Origin of the sequence: Blautia sp. MSJ-9, assembly GCF_018919065.1 — a bacterium.
In the GTDB taxonomy this organism is placed as follows: Bacteria; Bacillota; Clostridia; order Lachnospirales; family Lachnospiraceae; genus Blautia_A.
The window spans coordinates 75,733-96,846 of the sequence record NZ_JAHLQG010000011.1; the positions used below are offsets into that span (position 1 = coordinate 75,733).

At 41.2% G+C, this 21,114-nt stretch carries 19 protein-coding genes and 1 riboswitch; of the genes, 18 read left to right on the forward strand and 1 reads right to left on the reverse strand.

Going from position 1 to position 21,114, the window contains the following annotated elements; all coding sequences use genetic code 11:
* The first annotated feature begins 12 nt into the window (after positions 1–12).
* The 5 genes from KQI87_RS02415 to KQI87_RS02435 all read left to right on the forward strand — a co-directional run bounded on the left by KQI87_RS02415 (position 13) and on the right by KQI87_RS02435 (position 5,734).
* Positions 13–222, forward strand: coding sequence for an RNA-binding S4 domain-containing protein (locus KQI87_RS02415; RefSeq protein WP_216458760.1), 210 nt, complete (start codon positions 13–15; stop codon positions 220–222).
* Positions 223–226: 4 nt separating this feature from the next.
* Complete coding sequence (recF, locus tag KQI87_RS02420) at positions 227–1,303, forward strand: DNA replication/repair protein RecF (RefSeq protein WP_216458761.1); 1,077 nt, start codon at positions 227–229, stop codon at positions 1,301–1,303.
* A gap of 54 nt (positions 1,304–1,357) precedes the next feature.
* On the forward strand, positions 1,358–3,922 hold the full coding sequence (locus KQI87_RS02425) for a tetratricopeptide repeat protein (RefSeq protein ID WP_330655654.1): 2,565 nt from the start codon (positions 1,358–1,360) through the stop codon (positions 3,920–3,922).
* A gap of 23 nt (positions 3,923–3,945) precedes the next feature.
* Positions 3,946–4,815, forward strand: a complete 870-nt coding sequence (gene rsmA / locus KQI87_RS02430) for a 16S rRNA (adenine(1518)-N(6)/adenine(1519)-N(6))-dimethyltransferase RsmA (RefSeq protein ID WP_216458763.1) — start codon at positions 3,946–3,948, stop codon at positions 4,813–4,815.
* A 466-nt stretch (positions 4,816–5,281) separates the two neighbouring features.
* The gene (locus KQI87_RS02435; RefSeq protein ID WP_216458764.1) at positions 5,282–5,734 is read left to right on the forward strand and encodes a DUF1002 domain-containing protein; all 453 of its coding nucleotides are present in this window, start codon (positions 5,282–5,284) and stop codon (positions 5,732–5,734) included.
* Positions 5,735–6,123: 389 nt separating this feature from the next.
* On the opposite strand, the gene KQI87_RS02440 is transcribed toward KQI87_RS02435, so the two are convergent.
* Complete coding sequence (locus tag KQI87_RS02440) at positions 6,124–6,789, reverse strand: GTP pyrophosphokinase (protein WP_216458765.1); 666 nt, start codon at positions 6,787–6,789, stop codon at positions 6,124–6,126.
* A gap of 208 nt (positions 6,790–6,997) precedes the next feature.
* Here KQI87_RS02440 and KQI87_RS02445 point away from each other — a divergent pair, with 208 nt between their 5' ends.
* The 13 genes from KQI87_RS02445 to KQI87_RS02505 all read left to right on the forward strand — a co-directional run bounded on the left by KQI87_RS02445 (position 6,998) and on the right by KQI87_RS02505 (position 21,097).
* Positions 6,998–7,903, forward strand: a complete 906-nt coding sequence (locus KQI87_RS02445) for a S1 RNA-binding domain-containing protein (protein ID WP_216458766.1) — start codon at positions 6,998–7,000, stop codon at positions 7,901–7,903.
* 21 nt (positions 7,904–7,924) lie between these two features.
* Positions 7,925–9,595: a putative manganese-dependent inorganic diphosphatase gene (locus KQI87_RS02450; RefSeq protein ID WP_216458767.1), complete on the forward strand. Its 1,671-nt coding sequence runs from the start codon at positions 7,925–7,927 to the stop codon at positions 9,593–9,595.
* A 47-nt stretch (positions 9,596–9,642) separates the two neighbouring features.
* Entirely contained in the window at positions 9,643–10,230 is a 588-nt protein-coding gene (locus KQI87_RS02455) for a flavin reductase family protein (protein ID WP_216458768.1), read from the forward strand.
* Positions 10,231–10,342: 112 nt separating this feature from the next.
* Entirely contained in the window at positions 10,343–10,855 is a 513-nt protein-coding gene (locus KQI87_RS02460) for a shikimate kinase (protein ID WP_216458769.1), read from the forward strand.
* Positions 10,856–11,090: 235 nt separating this feature from the next.
* Entirely contained in the window at positions 11,091–12,383 is a 1,293-nt protein-coding gene (locus KQI87_RS02465; protein WP_216458770.1) for a UDP-N-acetylglucosamine 1-carboxyvinyltransferase, read from the forward strand.
* A 107-nt stretch (positions 12,384–12,490) separates the two neighbouring features.
* Positions 12,491–12,592, forward strand: a riboswitch (SAM riboswitch).
* 152 nt (positions 12,593–12,744) lie between these two features.
* Positions 12,745–13,926, forward strand: a complete 1,182-nt coding sequence (gene metK, locus KQI87_RS02470; protein WP_216458771.1) for a methionine adenosyltransferase — start codon at positions 12,745–12,747, stop codon at positions 13,924–13,926.
* A 392-nt stretch (positions 13,927–14,318) separates the two neighbouring features.
* Positions 14,319–15,464, forward strand: coding sequence for a sensor histidine kinase (locus tag KQI87_RS02475; protein WP_216458772.1), 1,146 nt, complete (start codon positions 14,319–14,321; stop codon positions 15,462–15,464).
* Entirely contained in the window at positions 15,457–16,146 is a 690-nt protein-coding gene (locus KQI87_RS02480; protein ID WP_216458773.1) for a response regulator transcription factor, read from the forward strand. Before KQI87_RS02475 ends, KQI87_RS02480 begins: the two co-directional genes overlap by 8 nt.
* A gap of 210 nt (positions 16,147–16,356) precedes the next feature.
* Positions 16,357–17,823, forward strand: coding sequence for an aminotransferase class I/II-fold pyridoxal phosphate-dependent enzyme (locus KQI87_RS02485; protein WP_216458774.1), 1,467 nt, complete (start codon positions 16,357–16,359; stop codon positions 17,821–17,823).
* Between the two features lie 10 nt (positions 17,824–17,833).
* Positions 17,834–18,421, forward strand: coding sequence for a guanylate kinase (locus KQI87_RS02490; protein ID WP_216458775.1), 588 nt, complete (start codon positions 17,834–17,836; stop codon positions 18,419–18,421).
* 52 nt (positions 18,422–18,473) lie between these two features.
* Entirely contained in the window at positions 18,474–19,463 is a 990-nt protein-coding gene (gene holB / locus KQI87_RS02495) for a DNA polymerase III subunit delta' (RefSeq protein ID WP_216458776.1), read from the forward strand.
* A gap of 1 nt (position 19,464) precedes the next feature.
* Positions 19,465–20,364: a PSP1 domain-containing protein gene (locus KQI87_RS02500; protein ID WP_216458777.1), complete on the forward strand. Its 900-nt coding sequence runs from the start codon at positions 19,465–19,467 to the stop codon at positions 20,362–20,364.
* Positions 20,357–21,097: a tRNA1(Val) (adenine(37)-N6)-methyltransferase gene (locus KQI87_RS02505; RefSeq protein ID WP_216458778.1), complete on the forward strand. Its 741-nt coding sequence runs from the start codon at positions 20,357–20,359 to the stop codon at positions 21,095–21,097. The genes KQI87_RS02500 and KQI87_RS02505 overlap by 8 nt, the downstream gene beginning before the upstream one ends.
* Positions 21,098–21,114 lie beyond the last annotated feature (17 nt).

Below are 21,114 nucleotides of genomic sequence, written 5' to 3' on the forward strand. Positions count from 1 at the left end.
GAGTAAATGACAATGGAAGAAATTAAGATCAGAGACGAATTTATAAAATTGGGGCAGTTGCTGAAACTTGCAGATCTCGTTCAGGACGGGGTAGAAGCGAAATATGTGATCAGTGACGGGCTGGTAAAAGTTAATGGTGAAGTAGATGAGCGTCGCGGACGTAAAGTGTACGAAGGTGATGTTGTTTCTTATGATGGAAAAGAAATCAAAGTGATCAGGTGAGCGAATGTATATTGAATCCGTTCAGTTAAAAAATTTCAGGAATTATGAATCTCTGGAACTTGAGCTGGCACCGGGAACGAATATTTTTTATGGAAATAATGCCCAGGGAAAGACGAATATTCTGGAAGCACTTTATTTGTGTGGAACAACTAAGTCACATAAAGGAAGCAAGGACAAAGATATGATCCGGTTTGGTGAGGATGAAGCTCACATCCGAATGATGGTGAACCGAGATGAGCTTTCTTATAAGATTGATATGCACCTGAGGAAGAATAAAGCAAAAGGTGTAGCAATCAACGGGCTACCTATCAGAAAGGCTGGGGAATTGTTCGGAGTTGTTAATCTGGTGTTCTTTTCTCCCGAGGATCTGAATATTATAAAAAACGGGCCAGGAGAGAGAAGAAGGTTTCTTGATCTGGAATTATGCCAGCTGGATAAGATTTATCTTACAGATATTGCATCTTATAATCATATTGTTAACCAGAGAAATAAGCTGTTGAAAGATATTTATGTCCAGCCTTCTCTGAAAGATACTCTTGAGATCTGGGATATGCAGATGGCAGAGTATGGCCGGCGGATCATTCATAAACGCAGTGAGTTTATTGATGAATTAAATGAGACGGTAAGACAGATTCATCATAACCTTACAGGAGGTCTGGAAGAACTTGAAGTAATTTATGAACCAAGTGCGGCAGCTGATGATCTGGAGAATGCGATAAGGGACAGCAGGGAACGGGATATGAGAATGAAGCTGACTTCTGTGGGACCACACAGGGATGATCTCTGTGTCATGGCAAATGGAATTGATATTCGCAGATATGGTTCCCAGGGACAGCAGAGAACCGCTGCGCTTTCACTTAAATTATCAGAGATTTATATTGTAAAAAGAAAAATAAAGGATACGCCGATCCTGTTTCTGGATGATGTTCTTTCTGAGTTGGACAGCAGCAGACAGAATTATCTTCTGGATAGTATCAGTGATATTCAGACATTGATCACGTGTACGGGACTGGATGATTTTATCAGTCATCAGTTCCAGATAAATAAGGTGTTTCAGGTAGTTCAGGGCGCAGTAACGTAATCTTTTGACAAGGATATGGGCTTATGATACACTGGACATAATTATGGAAAGTTGGTGAATACATTGGACAAAGAAGAATTTCGGATAAAACTGGAAGAGATCAATAAACTGGTTCAGGATAAAGACTATAAAGGCGCCATGAATATCGTAGACAGTATTGACTGGAGACGTGTAAAGAATGTTCGTACTTTATGTGTTGTCGGTGAAATTTATGCGGCGAATGGCAGATATGAAGACAGTAAAGAGATTTTTCTGCTGGCATATCACAAAGCATCTATTGGCAAGAACATTCTGTATCGTTTAGTAGAAATCTCTTTGAGAATGAAAGATATTGATGAAGCTGAAGAGTTTTTCGAAGAATATAAACAGGTAGCTTCCAATGACAGTACACAGTATATTCTGCAATATAAAATTGCCAGAGCAAAGAATTCTTCATTAAATGAACAGATCAGAATTCTGGAGGAATATAAAGAACAGGAATTTACAGAGAAATGGTCATATGAACTGGCAACTTTGTATTATAAGACCGGTGAAAAACAAAAATGTCTGGACTTATGTAATGAGATTATTCTCTGGTTCAGTGAAGGAAAATATGTCATGAAAGCCTATGATCTCAAGATGAGAATGGGAGAACTGACAGGTGCTGAGAAAGCAAAATATGAAAAACAGTTTGTTCCGAAACTTCTTACACCAGAACAGGCAAAAGAGCTGGAACTGAAGAAAACAGAAAAAGAGGTTCCGAAACAGGCGGAAGAAGAGAATGAAGACACTGTAAGCGAAGAGAACGAAGTGGTTCATGAGCAGACAGTGGAAACGGAAATAACTGAACCGACATCCGGTAATGCAGATAAAGAAGGTACAGAGAGTGAAGAATTTGCAGAACAGGAACCAGAGGTTCAGTTGAATATGGCAGGTATTCAGGAGAAGATTTCTAAGAGCATCCGGGATATCTTCGGAGGCAAGTCTCTGGAAGAGAAGGAAGAATTTACAGAAGAATCCATGGATATGGTTAATGAAGCCGGGATCACGAAAGAGGACGAGATTCCGGAAGAAATCATAAAGAATGATGCATCAGAAAAAGATCCTGAGGATGCACCGGAACTGGAAGAAGAACCGAAGAAGCCAGGAGAGGCACCGGTAGCAGTAAATCCTGAGAAGGAAGAGAAACCTGCAGACTTTGGTGCAACAATCCGTATGCCAGAATTAAATATTCCGGCATCTATGAAGAATATGGAACTGAGTAAAGCTCCGAGAGTAGAAGATGTTGCAGAGACAAAACTGTCTATGGACTCTTTTGGAGTTGACGGTAAAGAATTTAATCTGGAAGATACAATTCTGGCAGCAGCAACTGCACAGGGAATTGAAATTCCGAAGGAAGAACCAAAAACAGAAGAATCTCCAACAGAAGAAAAAGAAGAAACAGAAGTTGTTAAAACGGCAGCACAGGAGCTTCCAGATGAGCTGGTAGAACCGGATTTTCTCAGTGGTGATCTCTCAGAAGATGAGGCAGAAATTCCAGAAGAGACAATTGTAGATGAGAAGGAAGCAGGGGTTGCAGAATCTGATGAAGCTTTAGTTACTGAAGCAGAGAAACCAGTTTTAGAGAATCCTGTTTTTGATGAAGATGATGAGGATAATGTTACAGAGGAAGACCTCAGAAGAGCTGAAGAAGAATTTCTGCATGGACCGGCAGGAAATGCAGATTTGAATCTGGAAGACATTGAGGAGCCGGCAGTAGAAGAATTAGCAGAACCATCCGAGCCGGAAGAACCACTGACAGAAGAAGAACAGTTGGAACGCTTTATTGAGTCTATTCAGACTAAGGATGCTGGGGATCCAAGAGATATTGTACCAAGAGAGAAAGAACTGACAGATGATGAGAAGCAGCTGTTTACATATTTTGTAAAAGTTCCGGGAATGAAGGAACAGTTGATCGATACTTTATGTGATGTACAGATGGCTGCTGCCGATAAGACATCCAAAACAGGAAATATTATCGTTATGGGTGGCAAAGAATGCGGAAAGACCCGACTGATCTCAGGTCTGATCCCGGCAATCTGTAAGGAATTAAATCTGGAGGCATCTAAGGTTGCTTATGTCTTTGCTGAGCAGATCAATGGTAAAAATATTTATAAAATCTTTGCCAAACTGGCAGGTGGTTTCCTGGTTATCGAGAATGCAAACCAGCTGACCCAGGAAACAGTTGAGATGATTGATAAAGCAATGGAAGTAAATACCGATGGACTGACTGTGATCATTGAGGATGAGAAAATTGGTATGCGTAAGCTCATTGCCAGGTATCCGAAATTTGCAAAGAAGTTTACATCTATGATCAATATTCCGGTATTTACGAATGATGAACTTGTCAATTTTGCAAGGGTTTATACAAAAGAGAACGGTTATACCATTGATCAGATGGGAATGCTTGCACTGTATAACCTGATCGGTATCAACCAGAAAGAGGATTCTCCGATGAATATCGGTGCTGTAAAAGAGTTGATCGATGCAGCAATCGCGAAGTCACAGGGAGGAATTCGCAAGTTTAAACGTAACATATCAAAGAAGCGCACGGACAGAGATGGATATATTGTTCTGTACGAGAAAGATTTCAGTAAATAATACAAGAAAAGGGAGTTAAGATTATGACCAGACCGTATTTAGGAGATCCAAAGTATACCATAGAAGTGCTTCAGAAGTATAATTTTGCATTTCAGAAGAGGTTTGGTCAGAACTTTCTGATCGATACCCATGTTCTGGACAAGATTATTGACTCTGCACAGATTACAAAAGATGATTTTGTATTGGAGATTGGGCCGGGAATTGGAACTATGACTCAGTATCTGGCTGAAGCTGCAAGAGAGGTGGCTGCTGTTGAGATTGATACAACACTGATCCCGATTCTGCAGGATACACTGAAGGACTGGGATAATGTAACTGTGATCAATAACGATATCCTGAAGGTGGATATCAGACAGCTGGCGCTGGAGAAGAATCAGGGTCGGCCGATCAAGGTTGTTGCAAACTTGCCATATTACATTACTACCCCTATTATCATGGGGCTGTTTGAGAATCAGGTTCCAATTGATTCGATCACGATCATGGTGCAGAAAGAGGTTGCAGACAGAATGCAGGTAGGACCGGGAACGAAGGACTATGGTGCATTATCACTGGCTGTACAGTATTATGCAAAGCCTCAAATCGTTGCGAATGTACCTCCGAACTGTTTCATGCCGAGACCAAAAGTCGGAAGTGCAGTGATCCGTCTGGAAAGATATGCCGAGCCGCCGGTTGAGGTGAAGGATGAGAAATTGATGTTCCGTATTATCCGGGCTTCTTTCAATCAAAGAAGAAAGACACTGGTTAATGGTCTGAAGAATTCTCCTGAGGTACCATTTTCTAAAGAACAGATTGAGGAAGCACTGGGAATGTGTGGATTATCCCTGAATATCAGAGGAGAGGCGTTAACTTTGGAACAGTTTGCACAGCTGGCAAATGCATTCAGCAGTTTGTAAAGAAGGAGTACAGTTAAATATACAGATGTGATCAGAGATTTATTTACTGCCTTCATAAATCATTTGACATTTGTTCAAAAATTTTTCACAAGTTAAACATGATTCTATCATAATTGCAGGATATACTATGACCATAAAAATAATAAAGCCAACATTATTTTTATAAAATTTCTTTTTCATATGTTGATTGCCTGGAAAGGCAATTAACTCTCCTTCCTTTTAAAAAATAAATTTGAACGTAATATAAAAAGCATCCGTCTAGCCATCGGATGCTTTTTATATTACTTCTAATGGGAGAAATACGTAGCAACATTTATTTTACAGAACAAGAGAAAGGAATGCTATAATAGGTCCGGTAAATGAGAAAGAATCGCAGATATGGACAGACTAAATCGTATACACGTCCGGTATCTGTGTATGGAAACAACAGCCGCAGGCTGTCTGAGATTATGGAGGTAATTCAATTATGAGAATAAAGAAATTTGGTGCACTTGTTCTTGCTGGAGCAATTATGTGTACAACACCGGCAATACCTGCAATGGCATCCGATGCATCTGCTACAGTACAGGAGGTTATCACAGATAATGCAATTGATTCTCTGGCATCAGATCCAGATGCAGTAGTAGAGATTATCATGAATGTAAAAGATGCAATGGCACAGCAGGATATTTCTGATGAACAGATCAAGTCACTGATCCAGACTGCAGAAAGTACAGTGGGAGTAAGTCTGACTGACGAGGAAGAGAACAAAGTGGTTAAGATCGTGAAACAGGTCAAGGATTCGAATATTGATGAAGAACAGCTCAGAAGTACAGTGACAAAGGTTTACGATAAGTTAGAAGAAATGGGAATTGGAAAAGAAGAAGTAAAGGGAATTCTGCATAAACTGGTGGATTTTGCAAAGAGCCTTTTTAACTAAAATATTTCCGCCTGATACGGACAAATGAATGTGACAGAAATATACAAGATATACAAGTGATGATTGAGGAAAGAATGAAATATATGTATTATTTCTCTAAAAAAAGTATAAAAAAACAAAATTAATTGTGCAAATAAACGAAAAGTTAACTGCAAGTTCATATTTTGTTCATAACTGATTGCTATTATATAAACAGTTCGAAAGAACCTACGAAAGACGTTGTAATGTGTTATCATTACACATAAATTTTTTTCATAATAATAGCCCCGGTAAACCACTGCCGGGGCACTCCTCGTTTTATGGGGATGTTTTGCAGAGATTGTGGATGATGTAATATTTAGGGAAGCTCTGTAGTGATTTTGATTTTTGAGTAATTATGCCGCAGCTTATTACTGCGGCATTTTTTTGTCTGTTAATTTTCCATATTTCTGAATTTCATTATTCAATTCTTCCATGCGGGCATCCAGTTCTGCCACATAGCGGGCACATTCGCGTAATTCTTTCGTGATATAGTCAGGACCATCGCCCTCGAATTTATAGTGCATTTTATGCTCCAGCGTTGCCCAGAAATCCTGTGCAACAGTACGGATCTGTATCTCTACTTTTGTATCGATAATACTGTCTGAAAGAAAGACTGGTGTGGTGACCAGCATATGATAGCTTCGGTATCCGCTTCTCTTCGGATTCTTCATATAGTCACGTCTGGCAAGGATTGTCAGGTCATTCTGTTTGGAAAGCATATCTGCGATCAGATAAATATCAGACGTAAAAGAACAACTGATACGGATGCCGGCAATATCGTTTACATAGCGGACCATGTTTTCTATGCTGGAGTCATAGCCATGTCGTTTCAGTTTTTTAACAATACTCTCAGGAGTTTTGATCCTGTATTTGATATGTTCGATCGGGTTGTATTTATGTCTGTGCTGAAACTCATCATTGAGAATATCGATTTTTGTTCGAACCTGCTTTAGGGCAGATTTGTAAACAAAAATAACAGTATCCCAGTCGTTCAGTTCTTTAAAGTCCCTTAATGGGACGGAATCATAATTCATATATAATATCCTTTCATCTATGTCATGAAGAAGCATAGTATTATTCCATTTGTTTTTTTTGATGAACAATAAAATTATTATACCATATAAGTACTGATTTGTGTAAGAATCATAAGTAAATTCAGATTTCCATTCTGATATTTATTATGCTATAATGTTGGCAAAAAGTTGACATTATATAATTATTCCAGGCAAAGGAGATCAGATAATGGCAGAATCAATGAAAGATTATGAAAAAGAGCTGGAAGCTTCTTTTAAGAAGATTGAAGAAGGCGATATTCTTACAGGAACTGTGATCAGTGTAGATGAGAAAGAGGTTGTGATTGACCTTAAATATTATGCAGAGGGAATCATCCCGGCAGAGGACTACAGCAGAGAACCGGGATTTTCATTAAAGGAAGAAGTACATGCAGGAGATGAAGTATCTGCGACTGTTGTGAAAAAAGATGATGGAAACGGAAACATTCTTCTGTCCAGAGTAGAGGCTACAGATGTACTTGCATGGGACAAGCTGAAAGAATTAAAAGAGTCAGGAGAAGTTCTTGATGTTGTGGTAAAGGGAATCGTGAATGGCGGCGTGATCGCTTATGTAGAAGGCGTGCGCGGATTTATCCCGGCATCCAAACTGGCTTTAAATTATGTAGAAGATACAAATGAATATCTGAATAAACCTGTTCAGGTTCAGGTTTTTGACATTGATAAAGAAAAAGGCAGATTAATTCTCTCTGCAAAGGAAATATTAAGAGAGAAAGCGGAAGAGGAAAGAAAAACAAAAATTTCCAATGTGCAGGTAGGTCTTGTAATAGAAGGCGTAGTTGAGAGTCTGCAGCCATATGGTGCTTTTGTAGATCTTGGAAATGGTTTATCAGGACTGGTTCATATTTCTCAGATTTGCGAGAAGAGGATCAAGAAGCCATCTGAAGTTCTGGCAGTGGGCGATAAGGTTAAAGTCAAAGTAACGGCAGTCAAAGATGGAAAATTAAGCCTGAGCATTAAAGAAGCAACAGATATGATGGCTAAAGAGATTGAGGAAGAAGTTTTCGAACTTCCGGATTCCAAAGAAGAGGCATCTACTTCTCTTGGATCACTTTTTGCAAACATAAAATTAGACTAATAGATTGAGGTTAAATTCTGTATGAAAAATCAGGAAAAAATATTTGTAATCGGTCACAAGAATCCTGACACGGATTCTATCTGTTCTGCAATTGCTTATGCGGACATTAAGAACAGAACCTCTCAGAAAGTAAAGTATGTTGCTAAGCGTGCAGGTCAGATCAACGAAGAAACCGAATATGTATTAAATCGTTTCGGTATGCAGCCACCGGGATATTTGTCAAATATCGGAACACAGGTAAAGGATATGGATATCCGTATGAGTCCGGAGGCAGACAAGAGTATATCACTGAAGAATGCATGGGATCTGATGATGGAGAAGAGTATTGTTTCTCTGCCGATCAGGGATAAAGAAGGACAGCTTGAGGGTCTGATCACAATCGGAGATATTGCCAAAACTTACATGGATACAACAGACAGCTACCTTCTTTCCAGAGCAAAAACACAGTATAAAAGAATTGCTGAAACTATTGCAGGTACAGTGATCGAAGGAAATGAGCATGGATATTTCACAAAGGGTAAGGTTCTGGTAGGAACTGCAAATCCGGAAATGCTCAAAGCCTATATTGAAGAAGATGATCTGATCATCATGGGAGACAGAGAAGAGGATCATCTTCAGGCAATCTCACAAAATGTAAGCTGTATTATTGTTGGTATGGGAATTGAAGTAAGTGAGAAAGTTATCAAGCTTGCTCATGAAAAAGAAATCGCTATCATTATGTCTCCGTACGATACCTTTACGATCGCTCGTCTGATCAACCAGAGTATTCCTGTCAGATATATTATGAAAACAGAGAATCTGGTTACTTTCAGCACAGAGGATTTCACAGATGATATCCAGAATGAGATGATCAAACACCGTCATCGTGCATTCCCTGTAATTAATAAAAAGGGAAAATGTATCGGAACAATTTCCCGAAGAAATTTCCTCGATATGCATAAGAAGAAAGTTGCTCTTGTGGACCACAATGAAAAAGACCAGGCAGTAGATAATATCGACAAGGCAGAGATTGTGGAGATTATTGACCATCATAAACTTGGTTCTCTGGAAACCATGGCTCCGATTTCTTTCAGAAATCAGCCGGTTGGATGTACTGCAACAATCCTGTATGAAATGTACGGTGAGCAGAAACTTGAGATTTCCCCGAACATTGCGGGACTTCTCTGCGCTGCGATCATTTCAGATACATTAATGTTCCGTTCACCGACTTGTACTTTATCAGACAAAATGGCAGCAGGTGCACTGGCGCTGATTGCAGGAATTAATATTGAGCAGTTTGCCAGAGAGATGTTTAAGGCAGGAAGTAATCTGAAAGATAAATCACCGGAAGAAATCTTCTATCAGGATTACAAGAAATTTATTGCTGAGGATGATGTCAACTTTGGTGTTGGACAGATCAGTTCTATGGACAGCGATGAGCTGGTAGAAATCAAAGAGCGTCTGGTTCCGTTTATGGTCAGCGAGTGTGGCCGTCACGGTGTTACCCGTGTATTCTTTATGCTTACCAATATTATTGAGGAGTCTACAGAACTTCTTTACTATGGTGAGGGAAGTGAAGAAATGGCCCGCATTGCGTTCCATATGGAGCCGAAAGATGGGGTATTTGATCTGAAAGGTGTGGTTTCACGTAAGAAACAGCTGATTCCGGCACTTATGGAAGCTGCTCAGGCAGGACAGAATGATTACAGCTGATAGGCAGCAGAAAAATTAAAAAATAAAATAGCTAAGGATATCAAAGAATGGCAAAAGAAACCTGGAAAGCAGGAAACATGCTGTATCCGCTCCCGGCAGTAATGGTAAGCGTTTCGGACGGAGAGGGAAATGACAACATTATTACAGTGGCGTGGGCAGGAACTGTCTGCACCAATCCGCCGATGGTCTCCATCTCCGTAAGACCATCCCGTTTTTCTTACGATATGATCAAAAAGACCGGAGAGTTTGTAATAAATCTGACAACAGAAAAGCTGGCATATGCGACTGACTATTGTGGTGTGCGTTCTGGACGTGACGTTGACAAATTCAAAGAAATGAAACTTACAAAAGAGAAGGCAGATTTTGTCAATGTGCCGATGATCGCAGAATCTCCGGTAAGTATTGAGTGCAGAGTGAAGCAGGTTCTGGAACTTGGTTCACATCACATGTTTGTGGCAGATGTGCTTGCAGTTCATGCTGATCCACAGTATATGGATGAGAAAAAGAAATTTCATCTCAATGATGCGAAGCCGCTGGTATATTCACACGGTGAGTATCTGGGAGTTGGTAAGAAACTGGGAACTTTTGGATATAGCGTAAAAAAGAAGAAAAAGGCTTCAGGAAAAAAGAAGTAAGCAGGTTGTCAGGACGGAGTAACAGCAACATAATAGAAGCAGATTGAACAGTAACCAAGTGCGTATTGTTTGCAGATGCAGGTAATGTGTGATAGAATGAAAGGACATAAACATGAATAATGTGACATTAATAGGAATGCCCGGTTCAGGGAAAAGTACAATTGGAGTTATTCTTGCAAAAGCTTTGAGATATGAGTTTCTGGATTCTGATCTTCTGATACAGAAACAGGAAAAAAGAAAACTTTCTGAGATCATAGCGCAGGATGGACCGGAACGCTTTAAGGAAATCGAGAATCAGGTCAATGCAGATATTCGTGTAACAGATACAGTCATTGCACCAGGAGGCAGTGTTATTTACTGCGAGGAAGCAATGGAGCATCTGAAGTCTATTGGAAATATTATCTATCTTAAATTATCTCTGGAATCTTTATCCAAAAGACTTGGCGATCTGAAAGGCCGCGGAGTTCTGTTAAAAGACGGACAGACATTGAAAGACCTGTATGAGGAACGCGTACCTTTATACGAAAAATATGCAGATATTACCATTGATGAAGATGGGAAAGATTTGGATGAAAGTCTCAGAGCAATTCTGGAGATAATACATATCAGAGAGCAGGGAAAGTAGTTATTACAGAACATGAAGTGTTCCGTGGTAAATAACTTTTTGTTTACAAATGACAAATATATGCTATAATATACAACTGACTTTAAAATAAGATGACCGATTTGTATAATCATATATTCATTTGAAATAAGAGGTACACCTTTATAAAACGCACAGAAAAGCCGGATTTTACGGTAGTCTGAAAGGGATGTACTTTAATTCTGCTCATGGAGTGAAAATAAATAAGAGGTGTGATATGGAACAGTATGTTATAAAAGGAGGCAACCCTTTGGTCGGTGAGGTGGAGATTGCCGGTGCCAAGAATGCGGCACTTGCGATTCTTGCAGCAGCCATAATGACTGATGAGACGATTCTGATAGAGAATCTGCCGGATGTAAGGGATATCAATGTATTGCTTGAAGCAATCGCTGGTATTGGAGCACAGGTAGACCGTATTGATAAATCTACTGTAAAGATTAACGGATCTACAATTGGAGATGTAAGTGTTGATTATGAGTATATCAAGAAGATCAGAGCTTCCTACTATCTGCTGGGAGCACTTCTTGGTAAATACAAACATGCAGAAGTACCACTTCCTGGTGGATGTAACATTGGAAGCCGCCCGATCGACCAGCATCTGAAGGGATTCAGAGCACTTGGCGCGGATGTTGATATTATGCATGGTGCGATCGTTGCGAAAGCAGATGAACTTCATGGAAGCCATATTTTCCTTGATGTTGTTTCTGTAGGTGCAACAATTAATATTATGATGGCAGCATCCCTTGCACCGGGACGTACAATTCTGGAGAATGCAGCAAGAGAGCCACACGTAGTTGATGTAGCCAACTTCCTGAATAGTATGGGAGCTAACATTAAAGGTGCAGGCACTGATGTGATCCGTATTAAAGGTGTAGAGAAACTTCACCGTACAGAATATTCCATTATTCCGGATCAGATCGAAGCCGGTACATTTATGTTTGCGGCAGCAGCAACAGGCGGAGACGTTACAGTTAAGAATGTAATTCCGAAACATCTGGAGGCAACTACAGCCAAGCTTGAAGAGATTGGATGTGAAGTTGAAGAGTTTGACGATGCAGTCCGTGTACGTTCTACAGGAAAGCTTCACCGTACTCATGTAAAGACTCTCCCGTATCCGGGATATCCGACAGATATGCAGCCACAGATTGCAGTAACTCTGGCACTTGCAGAGGGAACCAGTATTGTAACAGAGAGTATCTTCGAGAACAGATTTAAATATGCAGATGAACTTTCACGTATGGGAGCCAGCATCAAGGTTGAGGGCAATTCCGCGATTATTGATGGTGTGAAGAAGCTCACTGGTGCGAGAGTAAGTGCACCGGATTTACGTGCAGGTGCAGCCCTGGTTATCGCAGGACTGGCAGCAGACGGAATCACTGTTGTTGATGATATTGTATATATCCAGAGAGGATATGAGAATTTCGAGGAGAAACTCAGATCCCTTGGCGCTGAAATCGAACGAGTATCCAGCGAAAAAGAAATCCAGAAATTCCGCTTAAGAGTAGGATGATATAACGGATGAGAAAAAAACATCAAAAAATATCTTGACATTTTTTAGGGTTAAGTATATTGTATGGTGTGCAGCAATATTAATGAAAGTTAATAATTAGTAATAGCCTTTTATTCAGAGTGGTGGAGATACAAAGGATCTGCGAAGCCACGGCAACCCCTGTCTGTAGAGGAAGGTGCCAACCTGAGCGAGTGATCGAACAATAAGAGGATTGTTTAGATAATCAAACAGTCCGATTACTTCGGGCTGTTTCTTTTTGTTAACTGCAAAGTATCAGCAGATTATTGTACAAAAGACGGCGGGGGAGCCGGACTGCTGGTACGGTACATATAGTGATATACAACAAATAAAGGAGAACACAATGGAGAAAATTTTATTTACATCCGAATCTGTAACTGAAGGCCATCCTGACAAAATGTGTGATGCCATTTCTGACGCAGTTCTTGACGCGATCATGGAACAGGATCCAATGGGACGTGTTGCATGCGAAACAGCTACAACAACAGGTCTTGTACTGGTAATGGGCGAGATTACAACAACAGCAAACATTGATATTCAGCAGATCGTAAGAGATACTGTTCGTGAGATCGGATATGACCGTGGCAAATACGGATTCGATGCAGATACATGTGCAGTTATCACAGCTCTGGACAAACAGTCTGCAGATATCGCTCTTGGTGTAGACAAAGCACTGGAAGCTAAGATGGGCGAAGAAGAGATCGATGCAATCGGAGCAGGTGACCAGGGAATTCAGTTTGGTTATGCTTCCAATGAAACAGAAGAGTATATGCCATATGCGATCAACATGGCACATAAACTTGCACGTCAGTTAACAAAAGTTCGTAAAGACGGAACATTAAAATACTTAAGACCAGATGGAAAAACACAGGTTACTGTAGAATATGATGAAGCTGGAAAACCATGCCGTATCGATGCAGTTGTATGCTCTACACAGCATGATCCGGATGTAACTCAGGAGCAGATTCATGAGGACATCAAGAAATATGTATTTGATGAGATCATCCCTGCAGATATGGTAGATGAGAATACACAGTACTTTATCAACCCGACAGGACGTTTCGTAATCGGTGGACCTCACGGTGACAGCGGACTTACAGGACGTAAGATCATCGTTGATACTTACGGTGGAGCAGGTCGTCACGGCGGCGGAGCTTTCTCCGGAAAAGACTGCACAAAGGTTGACCGTTCTGCAGCATATGCAGCTCGTTATGTAGCAAAGAATATCGTAGCAGCAGGACTTGCTGACAAGTGCGAGATCCAGCTTTCCTATGCAATCGGTGTTGCTCATCCGACATCTATTCATGTTGATACCTTCGGAACAGGCAAACTCTCCGATACAAAACTGGTTGAGATCATTCGCGAGAACTTTGACCTTCGCCCGGCAGGAATCATCAAGATGCTTGACCTGAGAAGACCTATCTACAAACAGACAGCAGCTTACGGACACTTCGGACGTACAGATGTAGATCTTCCATGGGAGCACCTGGACAAAGTTGAAGATCTTAAGAAATACCTTGCATAATTAAAAGAATTGTAGAAGCTGGAGAGCAGCTGAACAATTTACAATTGAAATATACAGTGTGAAGAGAAAACAGGAATTATCTGGAATTGAAATACGGATAGTTCCTGTTTTTTAATTCCTCGGAATAAGAATATTCCCAATAATTGCATTGCGCTTAATTTGATTTATAGTGATAAAATGGGTATTTGTATACTCAGAAGTGTGACAATGAGATTGTATTTTATAGAAAATTTAGATATGGAAATTGAACTTTATGATATAATAAATCTAAGACATTGAGGGTGACAGAGTGATAAACTCAGAGAATATTTCTGAAAGACATAAACGAAAAGTAATGTTCAGGGAATGAGATAGAGAGGAAAACAAAAAATAAAAGATAAAGGATGATTCAAATGAAGTTAAAGACAAGAATCGTGATAGGATTCGGCATGAGCATTCTGGTTCCGCTGCTTCTTTTTTCGGCAACCTTATATGGATTAAGCCATACAAAGCTTGCGCAGCAGGTAAAGGATTCGACAGAAGTTGTATATGACATTTCCGTCGGGGAATCCGCCAACAGCCAGACACAGGTAAGACTCATTGCAAAAGATGTGCTATTTACGGCAACGGTTATTCTGGTATTTACGGCACTGTCCATTGGTTTGTGGATCTACAGAAGTATTGCTACACCTCTGGTAAAGCTGAAGAAAGCTACGCAGAATATCAAGGAGGGCAATCTGGATTTTGTTCTGGAGGTAGAGGGTGACGATGAATTCTCGGAACTCTGCCGGGATTTCGAAGAGATGAGAAAGAGGCTCAAGGAATCGGCAGAAGAGAAAGTTCTCCTGGATAAAGAGAACAAGGAACTCATCAGTAATATTTCTCATGACCTCAAGACACCGATCACAGCAGTAAAAGGATATGTAGAGGGAATCATGGACGGAGTGGCAGATACACCGGAAAAAATGGACCGCTACGTAAAGACCATCTACAACAAAACAAACGAGATGGATCACCTGATCAATGAGCTGACTTTCTACTCTAAAATTGATACAAATAGAATTCCATACACATTCAGTAAACTGAATGTAGAAGACTATTTCAGCGATTGCGCAGAGGAAGTAGGACTGGAACTGGAGACCAGAGGAATCGAGCTGGTATATGCCAATTATGTAGAGAGCGGTGTACAGGTAATCGCAGATGGCGAACAGATTCGTCGTGTTATTCACAACATTATCAGTAATGCCATCAAATATATGGACAAGCCAAAAGGAATCATTCAGATCCGTGTAAAGGATGTCGGTGATTTTATTCAGGTAGAAATCGAAGATAACGGAAAAGGAATCGCAGCAAAAGACCTGCCATCCATTTTTGACCGTTTTTACAGAACAGATGTGTCGAGAAATTCTTCCAAGGGAGGAAGCGGAATTGGACTATCCATCGTAAAGAAGATCCTGGAGGATCACGGAGGAAAGGTCTGGGCAACCAGCAGACTGGGAATCGGCACGATCATGTATTTTGTACTTAGAAAGTATCAGGAGGTACCAATGAATGAGTAGAATTTTAATCATAGAAGATGAAGAAGCAATCGCAGATCTGGAGAAGGACTATCTGGAACTCTCCGGGTTTGAGGTTGAGATATGCAACAGAGGAGATACAGGACTGACACGTGCAATGAACGAGGAATTTGATCTGATCATTCTGGATCTGATGCTTCCGGAAGTGGACGGTTTCGATATCTGCAGACAGGTGCGCCAGGAGAAAAACACTCCGATCATCATGGTGTCTGCAAAGAAAGATGACATCGACAAGATCAGAGGTCTGGGACTTGGAGCAGATGATTACATGACAAAGCCGTTCAGCCCGAGTGAACTGGTAGCCAGAGTTAAGGCACATATGGACAGATACAATCGTCTGATCGGTTCCAACGTGCAGAAGAATGATATTGTAGAGATCCGAGGAATCAAGATCGACAAGACTGCACGTCGTGTATGGGTAAACGGAGAAGAGACAACCTTTACATCCAAGGAGTATGATCTGCTCACATTCCTTGCAGAGAATCCGAACAGAGTATTTACCAAAGAAGAACTTTTCAGAGAAATCTGGGATATGGAATCCGTGGGAGACATTGCTACGGTTACTGTCCATATCAAGAAAATCCGTGAGAAAATTGAATTTAATACAGCCAAGCCGCAGTATATTGAAACAATTTGGGGTGTAGGCTACAGATTTAAGGTGTAACTGAATCAGGCGTCCTGGCAGAAATTTATCTGTCAGGACGTTTGAGGATAACCGATGTTTTATAAACTGATTGTTTATTCAATTATGTAAGTCTCCTGAGTTGACCAGATCAGGTAGGTCTAATGCTTCAATTGCAAAAAGTAATAAGCAATGTTTGGAGACTCGTGTATCGACAAGTTTATGATTCACTATGTATAAAAAAGGGAAAATATGGAAAGATTATATAAAAAATTAGAAAGCTACAGCAAGTCCGACTATTATCCGTTTCATATGCCGGGACATAAACGTAACAAGGCATCTTCAGCAGGGGACTTCACGTTTGAGAGAGACATCACAGAGATTTCCGGATTTGATAATCTCCATCATGCGGAGGGAATCCTGAAAGAAGCACAGGAGAATGCAGCACAGATTTACGGCACAAAGAAGTGCTTTTTCAGTGTAAACGGAAGTACAGCAGCGCTGCTGGCAGCAGTCAGTGCATCAGTAAACAAGGGCGGTAGAATCCTGGTGGCAAGAAACTGCCACAAAGCTGTCTATCATGCACTCTATTTGCGTGACCTGCTGCCGGTTTATGTTTATCCACACGAAGATAAGAGACTGGGGATAAACGGCGGCATTTCAGCCAGAAGTGTGGAAAGATATCTGGAGGAAAATCAGGATGTGCAGGCAGTTTTGATCACATCGCCTACATATGACGGAGTTGTATCCGACATAAAAGAGATAGCAGAGGTGGTACACAGACATGAAATCCCTCTGATCGTGGACGAAGCACATGGTGCACATTTCCGGTTCTCAGATTATTTTCCGATTTCGGCAGCAGAACTGGGAGCAGATATCGTGATCCAGAGTTTTCACAAGACTTTGCCGTCTATGACACAGACAGCGGTACTTCATATCTGCAGCGACAGGGTAGATGTGGGGAAGATCAAACGCTTCATGGGAATCTACCAGACCAGCAGTCCGTCCTATATTCTGATGGCAAGTATGGATGCATGTATGGATAAGCTGCAGAAAGACGGGCAGCAGATGTTTCGCGAATTTACCTACAATCTGGAAAAAGCCAGAGAGCGCCTTTCAAAATGTGAGAAGATAAAGCTGATCGAAGCGTCTATGCTTCAGGGAACAGGAATCTATGATTTTGACCGATCCAAGTTACTGTTTTCCACAGTTGGAACTTCCATTAATGGACATCAGCTTCATGAAATGCTTCGCGACAGATATCATATCGAGATGGAGATGGAAGCAGAGAAATATGTTCTTGGAATTGCAGCAGTGGGAGATACGGAAGAGGGATTTGACAGATTATGTGCTGCGATTGAAGAAATTGATGCAGAGACAGAACTGGTATCTGAAGCAGTAGAATCACAGGAGAACACTTCCCATGCAAGAATGAAACAGCTTATGACCATTGCTCAGGCAATGGATGCACAGCAGAGACGATACCCTCTGGAAGAGAGCATCGGAAAAGTCAGCGCAGAGTTTGCCTATCTGTATCCGCCAGGAATTCCGATCATTGTGCCGGGTGAGCAGATTACTGGACAATTCGTGCGAAATGTGAGAAGATACATGGAACAGGGACTGGAAGTGCAGGGACTCAGCGACACATCTGCAGAGACCATCTGCGCAGCTGCCCGGAATGAATCCGGTCAGGAAGAAGACAGTCCGGCAAAGGAATAACATAGCAGACATGGGAAAGATTTTTTATATTATGGGAAAGAGTGCGTCAGGGAAAGACAGGATTTATTCACTTCTGGCGGCACATAAAGAACTGAATTTAAAAACACTTGTCCTGTATACTACCCGGCCGATCAGAGCCGGGGAGGAGGACGGAAAGAATTACTACTTTGTAGATGATAACAAACTGAAAGAATTCCGTAAGAATGGAAATCTGATCGAAGCGAGAGCTTACCATACAGTTCACGGGATCTGGACTTACTTTACAGCAGATGACGGACAGGTAGATCTGGCAGATTCTGATTATCTGGGAATCGGTACACTGGAGTCTTTTAAGAAAATGCGTAAATATTACGGTGACGAAGCAGTCTGTCCTGTTTATATCCAGGTGGAAGACGGAGAAAGACTCAGCCGTGCTCTTAAGAGAGAACGGGAACAGGCAAATCCGAAATACGAGGAAATGTGCAGGAGATTTATTGCAGACCAGTCAGACTTCTCAGAGGAGAATATTCTGGATGCAGGGATATGGAAACGTTTTCAGAATACAGATCTCGACGAATGTGTGAAAGAAATCGTAAATTATATAAAATCTATGCAATAGATCTGCTTTTATGGTATAATATCTTACAAAACGGACTGGTGAGGTGATTCTTATGATGGGATTTAACAACATTATCGGACATGACGAGATTATCGGACACTTAAAAAATGCAATAGAATCAGGAAAAATATCGCATTCTTATATTTTTACCGGCGAACCAGGTTCTGGTAAGAAACTTCTTGCAGGAACTTTTGCGGCAACACTTCAGTGCGAAGCCGGCGGTACAGAGCCGTGCCAGAAATGCGACTCCTGCAAAAAAGCGATAGGCAAGAATCATCCGGATATTATTATGGTTACACATGAGAAACCGGGAACGATTTCAATTGATGAGATCAGAGATCAGGTCATTCATGATGTAGATATCAGACCATATTACAGTCCTTACAAGATTTATATTATTGCAGATGCAGATCTTATGACACCGCAGGCTCAGAACGCTCTTCTTAAAACAATCGAAGAGCCGCCGGAATATGCAGTGATCCTTTTGCTGACCAATAATATCGGCGGACTGCTGCCGACGATCCTGTCAAGATGTGTTCGTCTTGACCTTAAGGTAGTAGATGACGGTCTTGTAAAGAAATACCTGATGGAGCATCTCCACGTGCCGGATTATCAGGCAGAGATTGATGCATCCTTTGCACAGGGCAGTATCGGAAGAGCAAAAGAAGCAGCTACTTCACAGGAATTTGCAGAGATGACTCAGAATGCACTGAAGATTCTCAAATATGCAAATACTATGGAAGTATATGAGCTGTCAGATACGATCAAGAGCCTTTCCGGTGAGAAGCAGAATATCAACGATTATCTGGATATTTTCCAGTTCTGGTTCAGAGATGTCCTGATGTTTAAGGCAACCCAGGAGGTCGACAATCTGGTATTTAAGCAGGAAATTAATTTTATCAGAGAGCAGGCGAAACAGCGTTCCTATGAGAATCTGGAGAACATTCTGGATTCCATCCAGAAGACCAAGGTACGTCTGAAAGCAAATGTTAATTTTGACCTGGCATTTGAATTACTGTTCCTGACGATCAGGGAGAAATAGAATGACAAAAGTAGTAGGCGTGAGATTTCGTAATGTAGGCAAGATTTATTATTTCAGCCCTAAGGATTACGAGATCAAAACAGGCGATCATGTGATCGTAGAGACTGCCCGTGGAATTGAATACGGGAAAGTTGTACTTGCACCAAGAGAAGTAGGTGAGGAAGACGTCGTGCATCCTCTCAAAGAAGTGCTCCGCGTAGCAACAAAGGAGGACGATGAGAGAGAAGCGCAGAACAGACTCAGAGAAAGAGATGCATTCAAAATCTGTCAGAAGAAGATCCGTGAACACGGTCTGGAAATGAAGCTGATAGATGCAGAATATACATTTGACAATAACAAAGTACTGTTTTATTTTACAGCAGACGGCAGAATCGACTTCCGTCAGCTTGTAAAAGACCTGGCAGCGATTTTCAAAACACGTATTGAACTCCGTCAGATCGGTGTCCGCGATGAGACAAAGATCCTCGGCGGAATTGGTATCTGCGGCAGATGTTTATGCTGCCATACTTATCTGTCTGAATTTGCACCAGTATCCATCAAGATGGCAAAAGAGCAGAACCTGTCTCTGAACCAGACAAAGATTTCCGGCGTATGCGGAAGACTGATGTGCTGTCTGAAGAATGAGCAGGAGACATACGAGGAACTGAACAAGAAGCTTCCGGGACTGGGGGACTCTGTTACAACTCCGGACGGACTTCAGGGAACGGTACACAGCGTAAATGTACTCCGTCAGCGTGTAAAGGTAATTGTTGAGATTAATGACGAAAAAGAAATTCAGGAATTCCCGGTGGATGAACTGAAATTCAGACCAAGAAAGAAGAAAGTTAAAGTCTCTGACAAAGAGTTAAAGGAACTTGGAAATCTGGAAGATAAAAAAGGAGATTCCAAATTAAATGACTGATCAGCTGGTAAGAGATAAAGAACGAGTAGATGACCTCCAGAATGGATATTATGTGATCCAGGATCCTGAGAAATTCTGTTTTGGAATGGACGCGGTTCTTCTTTCCGGCTTTGCAAAAGTAAAAAAAGGTGAGACTGCTCTGGACATGGGAACAGGAACGGGAATCATTCCGATTCTGCTTAAGGCAAAGACAAATGGAGAACATTTTACAGGTCTTGAGATTCAGCAGGAATGCGCAGACATGGCCGGACGCAGTGTCAGGTATAATCATCTGGAGAACGATATTGATATCGTACAGGGTGACATTAAGGAGGCGGCCGAAATTTTTGGGGCAGCCTCTTTTGATGTAGTGACGAGCAATCCACCTTATATGATCGGGCAGCATGGACTGCGCAATCCGGACATGCCGAAAGCAATCGCCAGACATGAGGTACTATGTAATCTGGAGGATGTGGTCAGCCAGGCGGCAAAAGTATTGAAAGAACGGGGCAGATTTTATATGGTGCACAGACCGTTCAGACTGACAGAGATCATGAATGTTCTGACAAAATACCGTCTGGAGCCGAAGAGAATGCAGCTTGTGTATCCATACATAGACAGAGAACCGAATATGGTACTGATCGAAGCATTAAAGGGCGGAAATTCCAGAGTGACCGTGGAACCGCCGCTGATCGTATATAAAGAGCCGGGAGTTTATACAGAGAGTATATTGAAGATTTATGATATGATCTAAATTTTTTGCAAAGCATT